The 19,397-nt window shown below is 62.1% G+C and carries 18 protein-coding genes; 11 read left to right on the top strand and 7 right to left on the bottom strand.

Annotation, left to right across the window (positions count from 1 at the left end; all coding sequences use genetic code 11):
• Positions 1–76: 76 nt before the first annotated feature.
• The 3 genes from ACM6IP_RS26975 to ACM6IP_RS26965 all read left to right on the top strand — a co-directional run bounded on the left by ACM6IP_RS26975 (position 77) and on the right by ACM6IP_RS26965 (position 3,373).
• Complete coding sequence (locus ACM6IP_RS26975) at positions 77–607, top strand: hypothetical protein (protein WP_095167974.1); 531 nt, start codon at positions 77–79, stop codon at positions 605–607.
• Between the two features lie 76 nt (positions 608–683).
• Positions 684–875, top strand: coding sequence for a PLDc N-terminal domain-containing protein (locus ACM6IP_RS26970; RefSeq protein ID WP_095167976.1), 192 nt, complete (start codon positions 684–686; stop codon positions 873–875).
• A gap of 404 nt (positions 876–1,279) precedes the next feature.
• Entirely contained in the window at positions 1,280–3,373 is a 2,094-nt protein-coding gene (locus ACM6IP_RS26965) for an LTA synthase family protein (protein ID WP_401130142.1), read from the top strand.
• Positions 3,374–3,435: 62 nt separating this feature from the next.
• On the opposite strand, the gene ACM6IP_RS26960 is transcribed toward ACM6IP_RS26965, so the two are convergent.
• Positions 3,436–3,588 (bottom strand): DUF3309 family protein, encoded by a 153-nt coding sequence (locus ACM6IP_RS26960; RefSeq protein ID WP_095167980.1) that lies wholly within the window; start codon positions 3,586–3,588, stop codon positions 3,436–3,438.
• A 286-nt stretch (positions 3,589–3,874) separates the two neighbouring features.
• Between ACM6IP_RS26960 and ACM6IP_RS26955 the strand changes: the two genes are divergently transcribed.
• The 3 genes from ACM6IP_RS26955 to csrA all read left to right on the top strand — a co-directional run bounded on the left by ACM6IP_RS26955 (position 3,875) and on the right by csrA (position 5,415).
• A complete protein-coding gene (locus ACM6IP_RS26955; protein ID WP_095167982.1) occupies positions 3,875–4,690 on the top strand; it encodes an SDR family oxidoreductase in 816 nt (271 codons plus the stop codon).
• A gap of 65 nt (positions 4,691–4,755) precedes the next feature.
• Positions 4,756–5,088, top strand: a complete 333-nt coding sequence (locus tag ACM6IP_RS26950) for a YnfA family protein (protein ID WP_159997392.1) — start codon at positions 4,756–4,758, stop codon at positions 5,086–5,088.
• A 141-nt stretch (positions 5,089–5,229) separates the two neighbouring features.
• A complete protein-coding gene (gene csrA, locus ACM6IP_RS26945; protein WP_095167985.1) occupies positions 5,230–5,415 on the top strand; it encodes a carbon storage regulator CsrA in 186 nt (61 codons plus the stop codon).
• Positions 5,416–5,418: 3 nt separating this feature from the next.
• Here csrA and ACM6IP_RS26940 read toward each other — a convergent pair whose 3' ends face one another.
• The 5 genes from ACM6IP_RS26940 to mnmC all read right to left on the bottom strand — a co-directional run bounded on the left by ACM6IP_RS26940 (position 5,419) and on the right by mnmC (position 12,623).
• On the bottom strand, positions 5,419–5,646 hold the full coding sequence (locus ACM6IP_RS26940) for a YheU family protein (protein ID WP_095168255.1): 228 nt from the start codon (positions 5,644–5,646) through the stop codon (positions 5,419–5,421).
• A gap of 73 nt (positions 5,647–5,719) precedes the next feature.
• Entirely contained in the window at positions 5,720–6,907 is a 1,188-nt protein-coding gene (locus ACM6IP_RS26935; RefSeq protein WP_166591345.1) for an osmoprotectant NAGGN system M42 family peptidase, read from the bottom strand.
• 90 nt (positions 6,908–6,997) lie between these two features.
• Complete coding sequence (ngg, locus tag ACM6IP_RS26930; protein WP_095167989.1) at positions 6,998–8,728, bottom strand: N-acetylglutaminylglutamine synthetase; 1,731 nt, start codon at positions 8,726–8,728, stop codon at positions 6,998–7,000.
• A gap of 3 nt (positions 8,729–8,731) precedes the next feature.
• Positions 8,732–10,504 carry an N-acetylglutaminylglutamine amidotransferase gene (locus ACM6IP_RS26925; protein ID WP_414862665.1) on the bottom strand — a complete coding sequence of 591 codons (1,773 nt, stop codon included), beginning with the start codon at positions 10,502–10,504 and terminating at the stop codon, positions 8,732–8,734.
• 136 nt (positions 10,505–10,640) lie between these two features.
• The gene (gene mnmC / locus ACM6IP_RS26920) at positions 10,641–12,623 is read right to left on the bottom strand and encodes a bifunctional tRNA (5-methylaminomethyl-2-thiouridine)(34)-methyltransferase MnmD/FAD-dependent 5-carboxymethylaminomethyl-2-thiouridine(34) oxidoreductase MnmC (RefSeq protein ID WP_414862664.1); all 1,983 of its coding nucleotides are present in this window, start codon (positions 12,621–12,623) and stop codon (positions 10,641–10,643) included.
• A 139-nt stretch (positions 12,624–12,762) separates the two neighbouring features.
• On the opposite strand from mnmC, the gene pap reads away from it, so the two are divergent.
• From pap to ACM6IP_RS26905, 3 genes are all read left to right on the top strand, one after another.
• Entirely contained in the window at positions 12,763–14,274 is a 1,512-nt protein-coding gene (pap, locus tag ACM6IP_RS26915) for a polyphosphate:AMP phosphotransferase (protein ID WP_095167995.1), read from the top strand.
• A gap of 314 nt (positions 14,275–14,588) precedes the next feature.
• Positions 14,589–15,773, top strand: a complete 1,185-nt coding sequence (locus tag ACM6IP_RS26910) for a thiolase family protein (RefSeq protein ID WP_095167997.1) — start codon at positions 14,589–14,591, stop codon at positions 15,771–15,773.
• 110 nt (positions 15,774–15,883) lie between these two features.
• On the top strand, positions 15,884–16,852 hold the full coding sequence (locus ACM6IP_RS26905; protein WP_414862663.1) for a DMT family transporter: 969 nt from the start codon (positions 15,884–15,886) through the stop codon (positions 16,850–16,852).
• An 88-nt stretch (positions 16,853–16,940) separates the two neighbouring features.
• Here the strand turns inward: ACM6IP_RS26905 and ACM6IP_RS26900 are convergent, their stop codons facing one another.
• Entirely contained in the window at positions 16,941–18,335 is a 1,395-nt protein-coding gene (locus ACM6IP_RS26900) for a class II fumarate hydratase (RefSeq protein ID WP_414862662.1), read from the bottom strand.
• Between the two features lie 193 nt (positions 18,336–18,528).
• Between ACM6IP_RS26900 and ACM6IP_RS26895 the strand changes: the two genes are divergently transcribed.
• Both ACM6IP_RS26895 and ACM6IP_RS26890 read left to right on the top strand, forming a co-directional pair.
• Positions 18,529–19,050, top strand: a complete 522-nt coding sequence (locus tag ACM6IP_RS26895) for a DUF2059 domain-containing protein (protein ID WP_159997372.1) — start codon at positions 18,529–18,531, stop codon at positions 19,048–19,050.
• A gap of 12 nt (positions 19,051–19,062) precedes the next feature.
• A complete protein-coding gene (locus ACM6IP_RS26890) occupies positions 19,063–19,362 on the top strand; it encodes a BolA family protein (protein ID WP_414862661.1) in 300 nt (99 codons plus the stop codon).
• Positions 19,363–19,397 lie beyond the last annotated feature (35 nt).

The raw sequence follows: 19,397 nt of genomic DNA, 5'->3' as shown, positions 1-19,397 counted from the left end.
GCAAGCTTCGCTGAATAATTACCGCCAAATACGCTATCCTTCGCGGCCGAAAATCTCCCTCGCTACAGGATCTGCCATGAAAGCCGCACTCATCGAACTCATCAGTAAAATCAGCTCCGGCTGCATGAGCGACGCGCAAATCGTGCAGATCGCCGATGAGGCGGCGCAGGCGTACGCCGACCCGGAGGCGTTCCTGGCGGCCAATCCGGACATCAACTACGACGACACTTTCCCGATTGCATTGGGCGAGTGGGTGGTAGTTGGCAGCCTGCCGGACACCGTGCTGTTCCAGGCTGACACCTATATGGACCTGTTCGAGCAGATCGTTGCGTCGTTCGGCCCCGGTGTGGCGTTCAACATCAAGCCCAAGCAACTGGCCAAGACCGAGGCGCTGACCGCGCTCAACCGGATCCAGATCCAGATGGGCAGCATGAACCCGGAAAACGGCGGTTACACGCTGCTCAACTTCAGCCAGTTGCTCGACGACGAAATCCAGCTCGTGCTGGTGTATGGCAACGACGTGGCACGGGTGCTGGAGTTGTGTGCCGAAGTCGGGATCAATGCGGCGCCGTCCCTGGAAGCGCTCAAGGTAGCCGTACACGTTTAACTCACGGCAATAAAAGGGAACCCTCCCGGGAGCCGGCTATCCTAAGGGGGGAATGCCTTCTATTGGGAGCAACACCATGGGTTCTACCTTTAATGGCCTGGTTGGCCTGATTATCCTGGCGCTGGATATCTGGGCGATCATCAACGTGCTCAAGAGCGGCGCGCAAACCGGGATGAAAATCGTCTGGATACTGCTGATCCTCTTGTTGCCGGTACTGGGCCTGATCATCTGGGCCATTGCCGGGCCACGGGGCAACGTGCGCCTATAGCCCCCATCAACAACCGTAGCAGCTGTCGAGCCCGCGAGGCTGCGTCAACGGCCGCAGGACGTTCATCCGGATTGGCAAGATAGCCGGGGGTCGCTGCGCAACCCAACGCAGCCTTCGGCAGCTGCTACAGGACCAGGTTAGCTCGCAGTACCCTTTTTTGTGTTTCCAGATATGCGTTGCACGAAATTTTCACAACCGCTCCAAGACAATTCGCCCGCTTGTTTTTCATCCCCGGTTTTCGCCCCGCCAGTGCTTGCGAGTAATAAATGGCAATGCCGTGGGTGATCGTGCAACATTTGTGCTCCGCGCAAGGTCCCGGCCATTTCCCCCAAGTCATGGCAATAAGAAAGCCTGGGCGCCGCTACTTCTTTGTAACTTCAACTTCCAATGGGTCCTAAAACGACATGGCAAACACGGACGCCCTGAATCAGCAGCGAGCCTCGAATCGCTTGCTGCAACCGACCGTCAAATCCCATCTGGCGTACACGCTACTCTGCGCCCTGGTCATGATGGTGATGCTCTCCCTGCTGCGCCTGGCGTTGCTGGTGTACAACCGGGAGATGATTCTTGACACACCGGCTTCGACTTTCCTCGAAGCTTTCGCCAACGGCCTGCGTTTCGACCTGCGTCTGGTGATCTACCTCAGCATCCCGCTGTTGCTGTCGCTGTTCAGCGTCCGGGCGATGGCCGCCCGTGGCCTGTTCCGGTTCTGGCTGACGGTAGTGTCGAGCATCGCGCTGTTCCTTGGCCTGATGGAGATGGACTTCTACCGTGAGTTCCACCAGCGCCTCAACGGCCTGGTCTTCCAGTACGTGAAGGAAGACCCGAAGACCGTGATGAGCATGCTCTGGTACGGGTTCCCGGTGGTGCGCTACCTGCTGGCCTGGGTGGTCGGCACTTGGTTGCTGAGCCTGGCGTTCAAGGGCGCTGACCGTGCTACCCGGCCGCGTGGCCCGTTCAGTGGTGGCAATGTCGGCACCCGTCAGGTGGCGCCGTGGTACCTGCGCACGGCGGTATTCATGGTCTGCCTGCTGATCTGCGTAGCGGCCGCCCGTGGCACCCTGCGTCAAGGCCCGCCGATGCGCTGGGGTGACGTGTACACCACCGACTCGAACTTCGCCAACCAGTTGGGCCTCAACGGCACCCTGCAACTGGTGGCCGCGGCGAAAAGCCGGATGTCCGAAGACCGCGACAACATCTGGAAAGCCACCCTGCCGCAGCCTGAGGCGCAGCAGATCGTGCGCGACATGCTGGTCATGCCGGACGAGAAGCTGGTGGATGCCGACAGCGCCGCCGTGCGCCGGGATTTCCTGCCGCCTGCCGACAAGACCCTGCCGATCAAGAACGTCGTCGTGATCCTGATGGAAAGCATGGCCGGTCACTCGGTCGGTGCGCTGGGCGCGCCGGGCAACATCACCCCGTACCTGGACAAACTGTCCAAGGAAGGCCTGCTGTTCGACCGTTTCTTCTCCAACGGCACCCACACCCACCAGGGCATGTTCGCCACCATGGCGTGCTTCCCTAACCTGCCAGGCTTTGAATACCTGATGCAGACCCCGGAAGGCAGCCACAAGCTGTCCGGCCTGCCGCAGTTGCTCAGTGCACGCAAGTTCGACGACGTGTATGTCTACAACGGTGACTTTGCCTGGGACAACCAGTCGGGCTTCTTCAGCAACCAGGGCATGACCAACTTTGTCGGCCGCAACGACTTCGTCAACCCGGTGTTCTCCGACCCGACCTGGGGCGTGTCCGACCAGGACATGTTCGACCGTGGCCTGGTAGAACTCAAGGCGCGTGAAAACGGCAAGCCGTTCTATGCCTTGCTGCAAACCCTGTCCAACCACACCCCATACGCGTTGCCGACTCCTTTGCCGGTGGAGCCGGTCACCGGTCGTGGCAGCCTCAACGAACACTTGACCGCCATGCGCTACTCCGACTGGGCACTGGGGCAGTTCTTCGAGAAGGCCCGCAAGGAGCCGTACTTCAAGGAAACCCTGTTTGTCATCGTTGGCGACCATGGGTTTGGCAACGAGCGCCAGATCACCGAAATGGACCTGGGCCGCTTCAACGTGCCGATGCTGATGATCGCGCCGGGTATCCAGGAAAAGTTCGGTACCCTGGATCACACCGTGGGGACTCAGGTCGACATCGTGCCGACCATCATGGGCCGCCTGGGCGGCGAAACGCGTCACCAGTGCTGGGGGCGTGACCTGCTCAACCTGCCGCAGGGCGATACCGGCTTTGGCGTGATCAAGCCTTCGGGTAGCGAGCAGACTACGGCGATCATCACCCAGGACCAGATCCTGGTGCTGCCGAAGGAAAAGGACATGGCGCCGAAGATGTACCAGTACCAACTGGGCGCCAATCCACGTGCCGAGATCATCCCGGACGCACCGCGTACCGCTGAGATGAAACAGAAACTGGAAGCCTTCCTGCAGACGGCAACCAAAAGCCTGATCGATAACACCGCTGGTGTAGTAGACGGCACGCCGGACTAAGGCCTGGCGTAATACAAAAAAGAGGCCCGTTCGGGCCTCTTTTTTTGCCTGCAGTTTTTGTCTTAGATCCTGCCGAGCAACAGCAATACCAGCAGCACCACGACCACCACGCCAATCACCCCGGATGGCCCATAGCCCCAACTTCTGGAGTGGGGGAATACCGGCAGACCACCGATCAACAGCAGAATCAGGATAACCAGAAGAATCGTGCCCATGTCGAATTCCTTATTGGAGAGTTATTGAACGTCGCATTGGTTGAATAACAGGCCCGACTGCAATAAATCCGAGCGGCTTAATATTTCCGACTGTGGCCGGCGCGAGAAAATTCAAAGTTTCTTTACTGCTATTTGCTTGCCGGTTTATTTCGTTTATCAACCACCGCGAGGGGGCTGCGCTGTGGTTCGGTTTGCCTGGGGCATTCAGCGCTTTGATGGTCATGGGTGTAGGAAATTCCTTCGCTACACTGCGAGCATCTTTCCCAGAACAACAAGGCAACTTCCTATGCAAAATCGCATGATGATCACTGGCGCCGGGTCCGGCCTGGGTCGCGAAATCGCTCTGCGCTGGGCTCGTGAAGGTTGGCAGTTGGCCTTGTCGGACGTCAGCGAGCCCGGCCTGCAGGAAACCCTCAAGCTAGTCCGCGAGGCCGGCGGTGATGGCTTTGTGCAGCGCTGTGATGTGCGCGACTACAGCCAGTTGACGGCCTTTGCCCAGGCCTGTGAGGTCAAGTTCGGCGGCATCGACGTGATCGTCAACAACGCTGGGGTCGCCTCAGGTGGCTTCTTCAGCGAGCTGTCGCTGGAAGACTGGGACTGGCAGATCGCGATCAACCTGATGGGCGTGGTCAAGGGCTGCAAGGCCTTCCTGCCGCTGCTGGAGCAAAGCAAGGGCAAGATCATCAACATCGCTTCGATGGCGGCACTGATGCAGGGGCCGGCCATGAGCAACTACAACGTGGCCAAGGCCGGCGTGGTGGCGCTGTCCGAGAGCCTGTTGATCGAGTTGGCGCAACAGGAGATCGGCGTGCACGTGGTCTGCCCGTCGTTCTTCCAGACCAACCTGCTCGACTCGTTCCGCGGCCCGACCCCGGCCATGAAGGCCCAAGTCGGCAAGTTGCTGGAGAGCTCGCCAATTACCGCCAGCGATATCGCCGACTACATCTACCAGCACGTCGCGGCTGGCGAGTTCATGATCCTGCCCCATGAACAGGGGCGCATGGCCTGGGCACTGAAGCAGAAGAATCCGCAATTGCTGTACAACGAAATGACCGTCATGGCCGACAAGATGCGCGCCAAGGCCCGGCAAAACGCTAGCTGAACTTGCGACTCAGAGGCGCGATGGTTAGGGTTGCCGCATTCTGGCAACCCTGACGAGATGTGCCCATGCTCAATTACCTGTGGTTCTTCCTCGCGGCGCTGTTTGAAATCGCCGGTTGCTACGCCTTCTGGATGTGGCTGCGCCAGGGCAAAAGCGCCTGGTGGATGGTCCCGGCGTTGCTCAGCCTGACGCTGTTTGCCCTGCTGTTGACCAAGGTCGAGGCGACCTACGCCGGGCGAGCCTATGCCGCTTACGGCGGGATCTACATCGTTGCCTCGATCGCCTGGCTGGGGCTGGTCGAGCGGGTGCGTCCGCTGAGTTCGGACTGGTTGGGGGTAGCCCTGTGTGTGCTGGGGGCGAGCATTATTCTGTTTGGCCCACGCTTCACGTCGACCTGAGTCATTTGGCGGGTATTGCAGGGGATGTCTGTAGGGTAATTCGATCTGGCGTGTAGGAAGGGGCTATTTTCCTGGCGCTGTCTTGAAGCTCCGGGGTTCGCCGGCCATCTTCAGGGCTCGGTAACCTCAAGGACTAGAGCCATGCTTGTACTCAGCCGCGTTGTCGGTGAATTGATCTCCATTGGCGACACCATCACCGTGCGTGTTCTCGACGTCAGCGGTGGCAATGTGCGGTTCGGCGTCGAAGCCCCGCGGCACGTCAATGTCCACCGTTGTGAAGTCTACGAACGCATCCAGGCCAAGCGTGCCCGGGAAATGCGCGACTAAGGCTCAGTCGAACAGGTGCTTGGGCACATCGTGCTTGAGCATCAACTGGCACTGCTCGCTCTCGGGGTCGAAGACAATCAGGGCCTGGCCTTTGCTCAGGGCATTGCGCACCCGCAGCACCCGAGTCTGCAGCGGTGTGTCGTCGCCGTTGTCGGTGCCGTCGCGGGTGACAAAGTCTTCGATCAGGCGGGTCAGGGTGTCGACTTCAAGTTGGTCGTGGGGAATCAGCATGGCTACCTCGGTCATCAATGCGCCGATCCTACGGCGCTTCGCGCAGCAGGACCAGTGCAAAGTGACCCGGGTCCTAGGACGAACGTTGCCCTACCAGGCTGTCCACCGAGGGCACGCGGGTATCGCTTTCCATCTGTGCATCGTGTTCCAGTTGATGGCTGAAGCGATCCAGTGAGCCTTTGGCCGGTTGGGCGTCGCTGGCAAATACCGGCGGGCTGAGGATGTAGGCACCCAGCAAGCGGCTCAAGGCGGCGAGGCTGTCGATATGGGTGCGCTCGTAGCCGTGGGTGGCGTCGCAACCGAATGCCAGCAGGGCGGTGCGGATGTCATGGCCGGCGGTGACCGCCGAGTGGGCGTCGCTGAAGTAATAGCGGAACAGATCGCGGCGCACCGGCAATTCATGCTCGCTGGCCAGCCGCAACAGGTGGCGCGAGAGGTGGTAGTCATAGGGCCCGCCGGAATCCTGCATCGCCACACTGACCGCGTGCTCGCTGGAGTGCTGACCCGGGGCGACCGGCGCAATGTCGATGCCGACAAATTCACTGACATCCCAGGGCAATGCCGCCGCCGCGCCACTGCCGGTTTCCTCGGTGATGGTGAACAGCGGATGACAGTCGATCATCAAGGGTTCGCCGCTGTCGACAATGGCTTTGAGCGCGGCCAGCAGGGCGGCCACGCCGGCCTTGTCGTCCAGGTGCCGGGCACTGATGTGGCCGCTCTCGGTGAATTCCGGCAAGGGATCGAAGGCGACAAAATCGCCGATGCTCACGCCCAGCGAATCGCAATCGGCCCGGGTGGCGCAATAGGCATCCAGGCGCAGTTCGACGTGATCCCAACTCACCGGCAGTTCGTCGACCGCGGTGTTGAACGCATGCCCCGAGGCCATCAACGGCAGCACGCTGCCCCGTATCACGCCGTTGTCGGTGAACAGGCTGACGCGGCTGCCTTCGGCAAAACGGCTGGACCAGCAGCCCACCGGGGCGAGGGTCAGGCGACCGTTGTCCTTTACCGCGCGCACGCTGGCGCCGATGGTGTCGAGGTGCGCGGAGACGGCGCGATCGGGGCTGTTTTTCTGGCCCTTGAGCGTGGCGCGAATGGTGCCACGGCGGGTCAGCTCAAAGGGGATGCCCAGTTCTTCAAGACGCTCGGCGACGTAGCGCACGATGGTGTCGGTGAAACCGGTCGGGCTGGGGATGGCGAGCATCTCCAGGAGGACTTTCTGCAGGTAGGCGAGATCGGGTTCGGGAATTTTACGGGTCATGGGAATTCCTTGAATTGACTTGAGTCGCGAGCGGCAAGCGGCAAGCCTCAAGAGCTAACGCGCTCAGGCGTGACTCGCCGCTCGCAGCTGTCAGCTATGCGGAAACAACAGATCCACAAACCGCTCGGCCACCGGTTGTGGTTCGTGATTGGCCAGGCCGGCACGTTCATTGGCTTCGATGAACACGTAGTCCGGCTGATCGGCGGCCGGCACCATCAGGTCCAGGCCTACCACCGGAATATCCAGTGCCCGCGCCGCGCGCACGGCGGCATCGACCAGGGTGGGATGCAGCATCTCGGTGACATCTTCCAGGGTGCCGCCGGTGTGCAGGTTGGCTGTACGCCGCACACACAGGCGCTCGCCCGCGGGCAGGATGCTGCTGTAGGTAAAGCCGGCGGCCTGCAGCGTGCGCTCGGTTTCGTGGTCCAGGGGGATTTTGCTTTCGCCGTCGGTGGCGGCCTGGCGTCGGCGGCTCTGGGCCTGGATCAAGGCGTCGATCGTATGCTGGCCATCGCCGATGATTTGCGCCGGGCGGCGGATGGCGGCCGCGACCACCTCGAAGCCGATCACCAGAATGCGCAGGTCGAGGCCTTGGTGGAAACTTTCCAGCAACACCCGGGAGTCGAAGCGGCGGGCGTCGTCGATGGCCTGTTGCAGCTCGTCGATGCTCTGCAAGTCCACTGCCACCCCTTGGCCCTGTTCACCGTCCAGGGGTTTGACCACGACCCGGCGGTGTTCGTCGAGAAACGCCAGGTTGTCGTCGGCGTTGCCCGCCAGTTGCTGGGCCGGCAGATTCAGCCCGGCGGCCTTGAGCACCTTGTGGGTCAGGCTCTTGTCCTGGCACAGGCTCATGCTGATGGCGCTGGTCAGGTCGCTGAGGGATTCGCGGCAACGCACCCGGCGCCCGCCATGGCTGAGGGTGAACATGCCGGCCTGGGCATCGTCGACCTGCACATCGATGCCGCGCCGGTGGGCTTCATCGACGATGATCCGCGCATAAGGATTGAAATCGGCCTGGGGCCCCGGGCCGAGAAACAGCGACTGGTTGATGCCATTCTTGCGCTTGATGGCGAAGGTCGTGAGCGTGCGAAACCCCAGCTTGGTATAGAGCTGCTTGGCCTGACGGTTGTCGTGCAAAACCGAGAGATCGAGGTAGCTCAGGCCACGGCTCATGAAGTGTTCGATCAGGTGGCGTACCAGCACTTCGCCAACCCCGGGCCGCGTGCACTGCGGGTCGACCGCCAGGCACCACAGGCTGCTGCCGTGTTCGGGGTCGGCGAAGGCCTTGTCATGGTTGAGGCCCATGACGCTGCCGATCACCGCGCCGCTGTCTTCATCTTCGGCCAGCCAGTAGACCGGGCCACCGTGATGCCGGGGCGTCAGGCGCTGCGGGTCGATGGGCAGCATGGAACGGGCCTGGTACAACTGGTTGATGGCGTGCCAGTCGGCGTCGCTCTGCGCCCGGCGAATACGGAAGCCGCGAAAGACCCGGGTTGCCTGGCGGTAGTCGCTGAACCACAGGCGCAGGGTGTCGGAGGGGTCGAGAAACAGCTGCGCCGGCTCCAGGCCCAGTACTTGCTGGGGCGCGGCCACGTACAGGGCAATGTCGCGCTCGCCCGGTTCTTCATGGGCCAGTTCCCGGGCCAGGCTCGCCGCGTCGGGGAAGGTATGGCCGATCAGCAACCGGCCCCAGCCGCAATGCACGGCAATCGGCTCGCCCGCGTCGCTGCCGTCTTCGGCGAAACGCGCTTGCAGGCGTTCATAGGACGGTGCCTGGCCGCGCAGCAAGCGCTGGTTCAGCGCTGTGGCGTGAGGTTTCATCAGTCAGATTCCTTGTTCGCTGAGCCATAGGTTCAGCGCTGCCAGTTGCCACAGTTTGGAGCCGCGCAACGGGGTCAACTGGCCTTGCGGGTCGGTGAGCAGGCGGTCGAGCATCGCCGGCTTGAACAGTCCACGGTCCTGGCTTGGATCCAGCAGCAGTTCGCGCACCCAGTCCAGGGTCGCACCTTGCAGATGCTTGAGGCCGGGAACTGGGAAATAACCCTTCTTGCGGTCGATCACCTCGCTGGGGATCACCAGGCGCGCAGCTTCCTTGAGCACCTGCTTGCCGCCGTCCGGCAGTTTGAATTTGCCCGGTACCCGGGCTGACAATTCCACCAGGCGGTAGTCGAGAAACGGCGTACGCGCCTCCAGGCCCCAGGCCATGGTCATGTTATCCACACGCTTGACCGGGTCGTCGACCAGCATCACCGTACTGTCCAGGCGCAACGCTTTATCCACAGGTGCGGAGGCGCCGGGCTGGGCGAAATGTGCCCGCACGAAGTCGCCGGCGGCGTCATGCTCGGTCAGCCATTGCGGTTGCACGGTGGCGGCGTAGTCGTCGTAGCTGCGGTCGAAGAAGGCCTCGCGATAGGCCGCATAGGCGTCGCTGGCGCCATCGACCTGCGGGTACCAGTGGTAGCCGGCAAACAGTTCATCCGCACCCTGGCCGCTTTGCACCACTTTGCAGTGCTTGGCCACTTCCCGGGACAGCAAGTAGAAGGCGATGCAGTCGTGGCTGACCATCGGCTCGCTCATCGCGCGGAACGCGGCGGGCAGTTGCTCGATGATTTCCTTCTCGTCGATGCGCAGTTGGTGATGGCGGGTGCCATAGTGCTTGGCGATCAGGTCCGAGTATTGGAACTCGTCACCCCGTTCGCCGCCCGCGTCCTGAAAACCGATAGAGAAGGTCGACAGGTCTTGCACACCGACTTCGCGCAGCAGCCCCACCAGCAGGCTGGAGTCGACGCCGCCGGACAGCAGCACGCCGACATCCACCGCCGCGCGCTGACGAATCGCCACCGCGTCACGGGTACTCTGCAGCACCCGGTCACGCCAGTCTTCCAGGGTCAGGTCGAGTTCGTCGGCGCGGGGTCCGTAGGGCAGCGTCCACCAGGTTTGCTGTTCGGTGCTGCCGTCAGCCTCGATACGCATCCAGGTCGCCGGCGGCAGTTTTTCGATGCCTGCCAGCAAGGTGCGGGGCGCCGGGACCACAGCGTGGAAGTTCAGGTAGTGGTTGAGCGCCACCGGGTCGAGGATCGGGTTGATGTCGCCGCCCTTGAGCAGGGCAGGCAAAGTCGAGGCGAAGCGCAGGCGCTGGCCGGTGCGCGACAGGTACAAGGGTTTCACGCCGAGGCGGTCACGGGCGATGAACAGGCGTTGGCTGTCGCGCTCCCAGATGGCGAAGGCAAACATGCCGTTGAGGCGGGGCAGCAGGTCTGCGCCCCAGGCGTGATAGCCCTTGAGCAACACTTCGGTGTCACCGCCGGAATAGAAGCCGTAACCGAGGCTTTCCAGCTCGGCGCGCAATTCGGGGAAGTTGTAGATCGCGCCGTTGAAGGCCAGGGACAGGCCCAGTTGACTGTCGACCATCGGCTGCGCCGAGCCGTCCGACAGGTCCATGATTTTCAGCCGTCGATGGCCCAGGGCAATCGGCCCCTGGCTGTGAAAACCCCAGGCGTCGGGGCCACGAGGCGCCAGGTGATGGGTGATTCGCTCAATGGCGGCCAGGTCGGCCGGTTGATGATCAAAACGTAACTCGCCAGCTAATCCGCACATAAATTCCTTACCGGTTTTTCCGTTGGGGAGGGTCAATCTCGAACCCGCCGGAAGTGGCGGGTACTCAGAAACTGACCTGCTGCGGTGCTGTGAGTTTTAGATCGATCGGTTATAAGCAGAGGTTACCGGACTGGTCTCAGCCTTTGCCGCGAATCAACTGGCGCAAGGCAAATCGATTCGGGTGGCAGGCTTCAGCCACGCTGCGGGGCAGGGGCAGCGGTTCATTGTCCAGCCAGGCTGCGAGCAGCTCGCCAGACAGCGGAGCGGTGATCAACCCCCGGGAACCATGGCCGCTATTGACGTACAAGCCTTCGAGCCAAGGGCACGCATGGTCCGGTACTTGCCGGGCGTCCTTGGCCAGTGCGCCATAGGCCTGGGTGAAGGCCTGGCTGTCGGCCAGCGGACCGACAATCGGCAGGTAGTCGGGGCTGGTACAGCGGAAGGCCGCGCGTCCCTGGAGTTGCTCCGGGTCCAGTTCGGATATGTGCAGGCGCTCGACCAGGTCGGGCGAGATGTCCTTGAGCATGTCCAGGTTGCCCAGGTGTTCGGCGGTGGTCGGCGTGAGGTCGTCGCTCTTGAAGTCGAAGCTGGCGCCCAGGGTGTGTTCACCCAGGCGCGCCGGGGCGACGTAACCTTCGGCGCACACGACGGTGCCGAGGCTCTGGCTCTGTGGGGTTTGCGCTAGACGAGTGATTTGCCCGCGAATCCGCTTGAGCGGCAAGTCGGCACTTTGCGCAAACTGTTTGATCTGCGCCGCGCCAGCCAGGATCACCACCGGCGCGCTGGCCAGCAGGGTCTCGCCATCCCAGGCTTGCCAGAGCTGGTCGACCTTGCGCAGTTGCAGTACTTCGCGGTGGGCCAGCAGTTGCACCTGGGGGTGGGCCGCTTGCCAGCGGCACAACGCAGGCGGGTGCACCCAGCCGCCTTCGGGGTAAAACAACCCGCCGTGTTCCAGGGCGATGCCGGCGATGGCCTGTGCCTGGAGGCGATCCAGCGGCTGCAGCAGATCGCTGGCAAACGCCGCCGCCAGCTTGGCCTGGCGCTCGGCTTCCTTGGCATCGAATGCCAGTTGCAGGACCCCGCAATCATCCCAGTCGTGGCCGCGGTGCAAGTGTTCGAGCAGACGCCGGGTATGGCCGAAGCCGCTGACGATCATTTGCGAGAGGGCGGTGCCGTGGGCCGACAACTTCAGGTACAGCACCCCTTGCGGGTTGCCGGAGGCTTCCTGGGCGAGGTCGGCGTGGCGCTCCAGCAGGCTGACCTGCCAGCCACGTGCGGCGAGGCTGGCGGCACTCGCGCAGCCGGCCAGGCCGGCACCGATCACCAGCGCATGGCGTTCGCCCAGGTGCTGCGGCGGTCGGGCAAACCAGGGTTTGACGGCTGCCGGTGCTGGCGTCTCTGCGGGCCAGGCGACGAACGCCCCGCGCAGGATCTCCCATTTGTGGCCGATGCCCGGGGTGCGGCGCATCTTGAAGCCGGCGGCGTTGAGCAAACGACGCACCCAGCCGGTGCTGGTGAAGGTGCTGATGGTCGAGCCGGGAGCGGCCAGGCGCGCCAGTTCGGCGAACAGTTCGGCGGTCCACATCTCGGGATTTTTCGCCGGGGCAAAGCCGTCGAGAAACCAGGCGTCGATCTGCGCGTCCAGTTGTGGCAACTGCTCCAGGGCGTCGCCAATCAGCAGTGTCAGCGTGACGCGGCCATGGTCCAGCACCAGGCGCTGGAAACCCTGGTGGATGGCGACGTACTGCGCCAGCAAGGGCTCGGCGAAGGCCTTGAGTTCCGGCCACAGGGCCAGGGCTCGCTGCAGATCGGCAGGGCTCAGCGGGTATTTTTCAACGCTGATGAAATGCAGGCGCGCGCCGGCCACTGCCTGCTGTTCAAACAGTTGCCAGGCACACAGGAAGTTCAGCCCGGTACCGAAGCCGGTCTCGCCAATCACCAGTTTTTCGCCGGCACTCAGGGCGGCAAAACGTTCGCTCAGGCGGTTTTGTTCGATGAATACATAGCGGGTTTCTTCCAGGCCCGATTGGTCGGAAAAATACACGTCATCGAACACCCGCGAGCGCGGGCGGCCTTGGTCGTCCCAGTCGAGCTGGGCGTGGGGCAATACAGGGTTCATGGCGGGCTCAGCATTGGCAAGGCCGCCATTCTAGCGGATCAGGGCAACGGCAACTGATCTATGGCAGCTCGGCGCGTATTACCCGCACAAACCGCCGGTCAATCCGCTAGGCTTGGGCCATCTTGGATGGGAGCCACTCATGTTCGAATCTGCCGAAATCGGTCACGCGATCGATAAAGAAACCTATGAGGCCGAAGTACCGGCGCTGCGTGAAGCCTTGCTCGAAGCCCAGTTCGAGTTGCAGCAGCAGGACCGCTTTCCGGTGATCGTGCTGATCAATGGTATCGAAGGCGCCGGCAAGGGCGAGACGGTCAAATTGCTCAACGAGTGGATGGACCCGCGGCTGATTGAAGTGCGCACCTTCGACCAGCAGACCGATGAAGAACTGGCGCGGCCACCGGCCTGGCGCTATTGGCGGATGCTTCCGGCCAAGGGCCGTATGGGGGTGTTCTTCGGCAATTGGTACAGCCAGATGCTGCAAGGTCGGGTTCACGGCTTGTTCAAGGACGCGGTGCTGGACCAGGCAATCAACGGTGCGGAACGCCTGGAGAAAATGCTCTGCAACGAAGGCGCACTGATCTTCAAGTTCTGGTTTCACCTGTCCAAGCAGCAAATGAAGGCCCGCCTCAAATCGCTGCAGGACGACCCGCTGCATAGCTGGCGCATCAGCCCGTTGGACTGGCAGCAGTCCCAAACCTACGACAAGTTCGTGAAGTACGGCGAGCGGGTGATCCGCCGCACCAGCCGCGATTACGCGCCATGGCACATTATCGAAGGCGTCGACCCCCATTATCGCAGCCTGGCGGTGGGCAAGATCCTGCTCGCCGGCCTGCAGGCCGCCCTCAAGCGGCCCAACCTCAAGCCGGACAAGGTCAGCGCCGCGCCACTGACCACCAGCGTGGACCAGCGCGGGCTGCTGGATGCCCTGGACATGAGCCAGCACCTGGGCAAGAAAGACTATGAAGAGCAGTTAATTACCGAGCAGGCACGGCTGGCCGGCTTGCTGCGGGACAAGCGCATGCGCAAGCACGCATTGGTCGCGGTGTTCGAGGGCAATGATGCGGCAGGCAAGGGCGGGGCGATCCGCCGGGTGGCTGCGGCGCTCGATCCGCGGCAGTACAGCATCGTGCCGATTGCCGCGCCGACCGAGGAAGAGCGTGCGCAACCTTACCTGTGGCGCTTCTGGCGGCACGTTCCGGCGCGGGGCAAGTTCACCATCTTTGACCGCTCCTGGTATGGCCGGGTGTTGGTGGAACGTATCGAAGGCTTCTGTACGCCGGCCGACTGGATGCGCGCCTATGGCGAGATCAACGACTTCGAAGAGCAACTCGATGCCTCCAATGTAATCGTCGTGAAGTTCTGGTTGGCCATCGATAAACAGACCCAGCTGGAGCGTTTCCAGGAGCGCGAACAGATCCCCTTCAAGCGCTTCAAGATCACCGAGGACGATTGGCGTAACCGCGAAAAATGGGACGACTACCGTGGCGCCGTGGGCGATATGGTCGACCGCACCAGCACCGAGGTCGCGCCCTGGACCCTGGTGGAGGCCAACGACAAGCGCTGGGCCCGGGTCAAGGTGCTGCGTACCATCAACCGGGCACTGGAAGCGGCGTTCGAGAAATCCGACAAGCACGACAAGAAACACAAGTAGGGGTAGGTCTCTGGCAAGTCGTAAGCGTCGTGTCAGGCTCCATTCATGTTGGCTGTGCCGGCCTCATCGCGGGCAAGCCCGCTCCCACGGTAATTGTGGGTGCATGCAAATTTTGCAAGCAAGCATGAAACCTGTGGTAGCGGGCTTGCCCGCGATAGCGGTGTGTCAGGCTCCATTCATGTTGGCTGTGCCGGCCTCATCTCGAGCGAGCACCATGGGTTTGCATACGCGGGATGAATGATTGTCGCGGTCGGCGGGGTGGTGGATCTATTCTCGATTCACTCCCCTGAACGACAACAACAATGAGGTATGCCATGCGTGAAGTAGTGATCGTCGATAGCGTGCGAACCGGCCTGGCCAAGTCTTTCCGTGGCAAGTTCAACCAGACTCGCCCGGATGACATGGCGGCCCATTGCGTCAACGCACTGCTGCAACGAAATGCTATCGACCCGGCCAGCGTCGAGGATTGCATCGTCGGCGCCGGTTCCAACGAAGGTGCCCAGGGCTTCAATATCGGGCGTAACGTGGCCGTGCTCTCGCGCCTGGGCACTGGCACCAGCGGCATGACCCTCAACCGCTTCTGCTCCTCGGGCCTGCAGGCGATTGCCATTGCGGCGAACCAGATCGCTTCGGGTTGCAGCGACATCATTGTCGCCGGTGGCGTCGAGTCCATCAGCCTGACCATGAAAAGCGTCAACACCGACAACCTGATCAACCCGTTGCTCAAGGAGCAGGTGCCGGGTATCTACTTCCCCATGGGCCAGACCGCGGAAATCGTTGCCCGTCGTTATCAGGTCAGCCGCGAAGAGCAGGACCGCTACGCCCTGCAAAGCCAGTTGCGCACTGCCCAGGCGCAGGCCGGCGGATTGTTCGACGATGAAATCGTGCCAATGACGGTGAAGTACAAGGTCGAGGACAAGCACAGCGGCGAGGTGCAGATCCTCGAGGGCATTGTCGATCGTGATGACTGCAACCGTCCCGACACCACTTACGAAAGCCTGGCCGGATTGAAACCAGTGTTCGCCGAGGACGGCTCGGTGACGGCCGGTAACTCGTCGCAACTGTCCGACGGTGCTTCAATGACCCTGGTGATGAGCCTGGAAAAAGCCCTGCAACTGGGCCTTAAGCCCAAGGCGTTCTTCCGTGGTTTTACGGTGGCCGGTTGTGAGCCGGATGAAATGGGCATCGGTCCGGTGTTCTCGGTGCCCAAGCTGCTCAAGGCCAAAGGTCTGCAAGTCGCTGATATAGATCTGTGGGAACTCAACGAAGCCTTTGCCTCCCAATGCCTGTACAGCCGTAACCGCCTGGAAATCGACAACGAAAAGTACAACGTCAACGGCGGCTCGATCTCCATCGGCCATCCGTTCGGCATGACCGGCTCACGCCAGGTCGGGCACCTGGTGCGCGAACTGCAGCGCCGCAACCTGCGCTACGGCATCGTGACCATGTGCGTGGGCGGTGGCATGGGCGCCAGCGGGTTGTTCGAAGCGGTGCGTTGAACCGAGCGACCCATACAGTCTTATTAGCGGCTAGTGCGCAACTGTCCCTGTGTGATGCCGGCGTGGAAGCCTAGAATGGGCTTTTCTCGCCGTCTTGCTCTGGGGTTTGCATGCACATTTCGTCCGGTCGCTGGGTCTATGGTCTGTTCCTGGCCCTGCTGACCGCTTTTTTATGGGGCATCCTGCCGATCAAGCTCAAGCAGGTGCTGCTGGTGATGGACCCGGTCACGGTGACCTGGTTTCGCCTGCTGGTTTCCGGTGGGTGCCTGTTTGCCTACCTGGCCGCCACCCGGCGCCTGCCAAGCCGCAAGTCCCTGGGCCCCAAAGGCGGCTGGCTGGTGCTGATGGCGGTGCTCGGGCTGGTGGGGAACTACGTGCTGTACCTCATGGGCCTGAATCTATTGAGTCCCGGCACTGCGCAACTGGTGGTGCAGGTGGGCCCGATCCTGTTGCTGATCGGCAGTGTGTTGATATTCAAGGAGCGTTTCAGCCTGGGGCAGGGGATTGGCCTGCTGGTGCTGATGCTCGGCTTTGGGCTGTTTTTCAATCAACGCCTGAGCGAGTTGCTGACGTCCTTGAGTGACTACACCGCCGGGGTGCTCCTGATTTTGTTGGCCTCCACCGTGTGGACCTTCTATGCGCTGGGGCAAAAACAATTGCTGACAGTGTGGAATTCGCTACAGGTGATGATGGTGATCTACCTGTTTTGCGCCCTGTTGCTCACGCCGTGGGTGCATCCACTGGAGGCGCTGCAGTTGAGCCCGCTGCAAGGCTGGCTGCTACTGGCGTGCTGCCTCAATACCCTGGTTGCCTATGGCGCGTTTGCCGAGGCGCTGGCCCATTGGGAAGCCTCACGGGTCAGTGCAACGCTGGCGATCACCCCGTTGGTGACTTTTGCGGCAGTGGCGTTGGCGGCCTGGTTATGGCCGGAGTATGTACAGGCCGAGCAGATCAATGGCCTGGCGTATGGCGGCGCGTTGCTGGTGGTGCTGGGGTCGGCGCTGGTGGCATTGGGGCCGTCGCTGATTGCCGGGCTCAGGGCACGGCGGATGCGGGCGGCGGTGACGCGGATCAGTTGAAAAATTGCGGCGTACTTTAGAGCATCGCGAGCAGGCTCGCTCACACAGGGATTGTGTATAACCTGCGCAAGCGTGCCAACTGGCTGCTTCAGCCCTGCTTGCCTGCCTCCAGCATGTTTTCCGGGCGCACCCAGGCATCGAACTGCTCGTCTGTCAGGTAGCCCAACTGCAACGCCGCCTCACGCAGGGTTAACCCCTCGCTGTAGGCTTTCTTGGCGATTTCCGCCGACTTGTCATAACCGATGTGCGGGTTCAGCGCGGTCACCAGCATCAAGCCTCGTTCCAAGTGAGCGGCCATTTGCCCGGCATCCGGTTCCAGGCCGGCGATGCAGTGCAACTGGAAGTTGCTGCAGCCGTCGGCGAGCAAGCGGATCGATTGCAACAGGTTGTGGATGATCACGGGCTTGAACACGTTCAACTGCAGGTGACCTTGGCTTGCGGCGAAGCCGATCGCCACGTCGTTCCCTAGCACCTGGCAGGCCAGCATCGACAGGGCTTCGCACTGGGTCGGGTTGACCTTGCCGGGCATGATCGAACTGCCTGGTTCGTTGGCCGGCAGCCTGACCTCGGCGAAACCGGCGCGCGGCCCGGAGCCGAGCAGGCGCAAGTCGTTGGCGAGTTTCATCAGGGTCACGGCGAGGGTTTTCAGGGCGCCGGACAGGGTGGTCAGCGGCTCATGACCGGCCAGCGCGGCGAACTTGTTCGGTGCGGTGACAAACGGCAGGCCGGAGAGGGCGGCGAGCTCCGCGGCAATCGCTTCGCCAAAGCCATGGGGCGAGTTGAGCCCGGTACCGACGGCGGTCCCGCCCTGGGCCAGTTCGCAGACGGCCGGCAAGGCGCTGCGGATGGCTCGCTCGGCGTAGTCGAGCTGGGCAATGAAGGCGGACATCTCCTGGCCGAAGCTGATCGGCGTGGCGTCCATCAGATGGGTGCGCCCGGTCTTCACCAGCTTCATGTGGCGCGCCGCCAGCTCGGCGAGACCGCCGGACAGTTCGTTGATCGACGGCAGCAGTTGCTGTTGCACGGCCTGCACCGTGGCGATGTGCATGGCCGTGGGGAAACAGTCGTTGGAGCTCTGCGAGCGATTGACGTGGTCGTTCGGGTGCACCGGCGCCTTGCCGCCACGCGGGTTGCCGGCCAGTTCGTTGGCGCGCCCGGCAATCACCTCGTTGACGTTCATGTTGCTCTGGGTGCCGCTGCCGGTTTGCCAGACCACCAGGGGGAACTGCTCATCGTGCTCGCCGTCGAGCACTTCGTCGGCAGCCTGTTCGATCAGCCGGGCAATATCGGCCGGCAGGTCACCATTACGATCATTGACCCGGGCCGCCGCTTTCTTGATCAGCGCCAGGGCGTGCAGCACCGCCAGTGGCATGCGTTCGCTACCAATCGCGAAATTGATCAGCGAGCGTTGGGTCTGCGCGCCCCAGTAGGCGTCATCCGGGACTTCAACCTGGCCAAGGCTGTCGGTTTCAATACGGCTCATGGGTCACATTCCTTCAGGGTTGATAGCGAAGTTTAGGTGCTGAATGTCGCTGGGGGTTCCATCAGTCGATTTTTCTACCGTTCGGTTGCTGCAAATCAGGCCCGGCAAGGGGGAGGGGTTGAGCGCACGCGTTTTTTAGGCGCAGAATGGCTCCCCTTGGGGTTTTACCTCGCCAGCTAGAAAAGGAAACTCGATGACCCGTCTTCGTGCCATCTGTACCGCGGTTGCCCTGGTCTGCGCCAGCGGCCAGGCCTTCGCCGATACCGCCAGCCACAATGCCAGCGCCGAGGCTTTCCTGACCCTGGCGCATGCCGACAAGCTGGGTACCCCGGTGTACATGCAGGTGCAGCAGATGTTTGCCCAGCGCTTTGCCCAGACCAAGGCCCCGGAGTCGAAAAAAGCCCTGCTGGAAACCTACCAGGCCAAGGCTAACGCCGCGCTGGACCAGGCCATTGGCTGGAACAAGCTCAAGCCGGACATGGTCAAGCTGTACACCAGCAACTTCAGCGAATCAGAACTCAAGGACCTGGTCGCGTTCTACAAGTCGCCTCTGGGCAAAAAAGTCCTGGAAAAAATGCCTCAGCTGACTCAGCAATCGGCGCAGATGACCCAGGCCAAACTGGAAAGCGCGGTACCGGTGGTCAACAAACTGCTGGCCGACATGACCAACGAACTTGATCCAAAAGCCGCGGCAGCCGCCAAGAAAAAGCCCTGACCGGAGCCCCTGATGACCATGCAACAACGTATTGAGACGACGCTGAGCGCGTTGTTACCCGTGCACCTGGATGTGCTGGACGAAAGCCACATGCACAGTCGCGGGCTGCAGACCCACTTCAAGGCGGTAGTGGTCAGCGAACAGTTCGCCGGGCTCAACAGCGTCAAACGCCACCAGAAGGTCTACGCCACGCTGGGCGACCTGATGGGTGAGTTTCACGCGTTGGCGCTGCACACCTATACCCCCGAGGAGTGGGCCAAGACGGGCGCCGCGCCTGCCTCGCCGACTTGTGCCGGCGGCAGCAAGCACTGATCGCCTACAGGCCAGCTGATTTTTGTTAGACTACG

The sequence above is a fragment of the Pseudomonas sp. IT-P176 genome, assembly GCF_949767245.1.
Lineage (GTDB): Bacteria > Pseudomonadota > Gammaproteobacteria > Pseudomonadales > Pseudomonadaceae > Aquipseudomonas.
Note: the sequence above shows the minus strand (reverse complement) of the source record. Positions and strands in the feature narration are given on the sequence as shown.

What these genes read in the sequence shown, in the direction of transcription:
- ACM6IP_RS26905 (WP_414862663.1), top strand. Translation starts at nt 15,884, where the DNA reads ATGCACATTTCGTCCGGTCGCTGGGTCTATGGTCTGTTCCTGGCCCTG.
- mnmC (WP_414862664.1), bottom strand. Translation starts at nt 12,623, where the DNA reads ATGAACCCTGTATTGCCCCACGCCCAGCTCGACTGGGACGACCAAGGC.
- ACM6IP_RS26950 (WP_159997392.1), top strand. Translation starts at nt 4,756, where the DNA reads ATGCTCAATTACCTGTGGTTCTTCCTCGCGGCGCTGTTTGAAATCGCC.
- ACM6IP_RS26975 (WP_095167974.1), top strand. Translation starts at nt 77, where the DNA reads ATGAAAGCCGCACTCATCGAACTCATCAGTAAAATCAGCTCCGGCTGC.
- csrA (WP_095167985.1), top strand. Translation starts at nt 5,230, where the DNA reads ATGCTTGTACTCAGCCGCGTTGTCGGTGAATTGATCTCCATTGGCGAC.
- ACM6IP_RS26935 (WP_166591345.1), bottom strand. Translation starts at nt 6,907, where the DNA reads ATGACCCGTAAAATTCCCGAACCCGATCTCGCCTACCTGCAGAAAGTC.
- ACM6IP_RS26960 (WP_095167980.1), bottom strand. Translation starts at nt 3,588, where the DNA reads ATGGGCACGATTCTTCTGGTTATCCTGATTCTGCTGTTGATCGGTGGT.
- ngg (WP_095167989.1), bottom strand. Translation starts at nt 8,728, where the DNA reads ATGAAACCTCACGCCACAGCGCTGAACCAGCGCTTGCTGCGCGGCCAG.
- ACM6IP_RS26925 (WP_414862665.1), bottom strand. Translation starts at nt 10,504, where the DNA reads ATGTGCGGATTAGCTGGCGAGTTACGTTTTGATCATCAACCGGCCGAC.
- ACM6IP_RS26970 (WP_095167976.1), top strand. Translation starts at nt 684, where the DNA reads ATGGGTTCTACCTTTAATGGCCTGGTTGGCCTGATTATCCTGGCGCTG.
- ACM6IP_RS26955 (WP_095167982.1), top strand. Translation starts at nt 3,875, where the DNA reads ATGCAAAATCGCATGATGATCACTGGCGCCGGGTCCGGCCTGGGTCGC.
- ACM6IP_RS26940 (WP_095168255.1), bottom strand. Translation starts at nt 5,646, where the DNA reads ATGCTGATTCCCCACGACCAACTTGAAGTCGACACCCTGACCCGCCTG.
- pap (WP_095167995.1), top strand. Translation starts at nt 12,763, where the DNA reads ATGTTCGAATCTGCCGAAATCGGTCACGCGATCGATAAAGAAACCTAT.
- ACM6IP_RS26890 (WP_414862661.1), top strand. Translation starts at nt 19,063, where the DNA reads ATGACCATGCAACAACGTATTGAGACGACGCTGAGCGCGTTGTTACCC.
- ACM6IP_RS26965 (WP_401130142.1), top strand. Translation starts at nt 1,280, where the DNA reads ATGGCAAACACGGACGCCCTGAATCAGCAGCGAGCCTCGAATCGCTTG.
- ACM6IP_RS26900 (WP_414862662.1), bottom strand. Translation starts at nt 18,335, where the DNA reads ATGAGCCGTATTGAAACCGACAGCCTTGGCCAGGTTGAAGTCCCGGAT.
- ACM6IP_RS26910 (WP_095167997.1), top strand. Translation starts at nt 14,589, where the DNA reads ATGCGTGAAGTAGTGATCGTCGATAGCGTGCGAACCGGCCTGGCCAAG.
- ACM6IP_RS26895 (WP_159997372.1), top strand. Translation starts at nt 18,529, where the DNA reads ATGACCCGTCTTCGTGCCATCTGTACCGCGGTTGCCCTGGTCTGCGCC.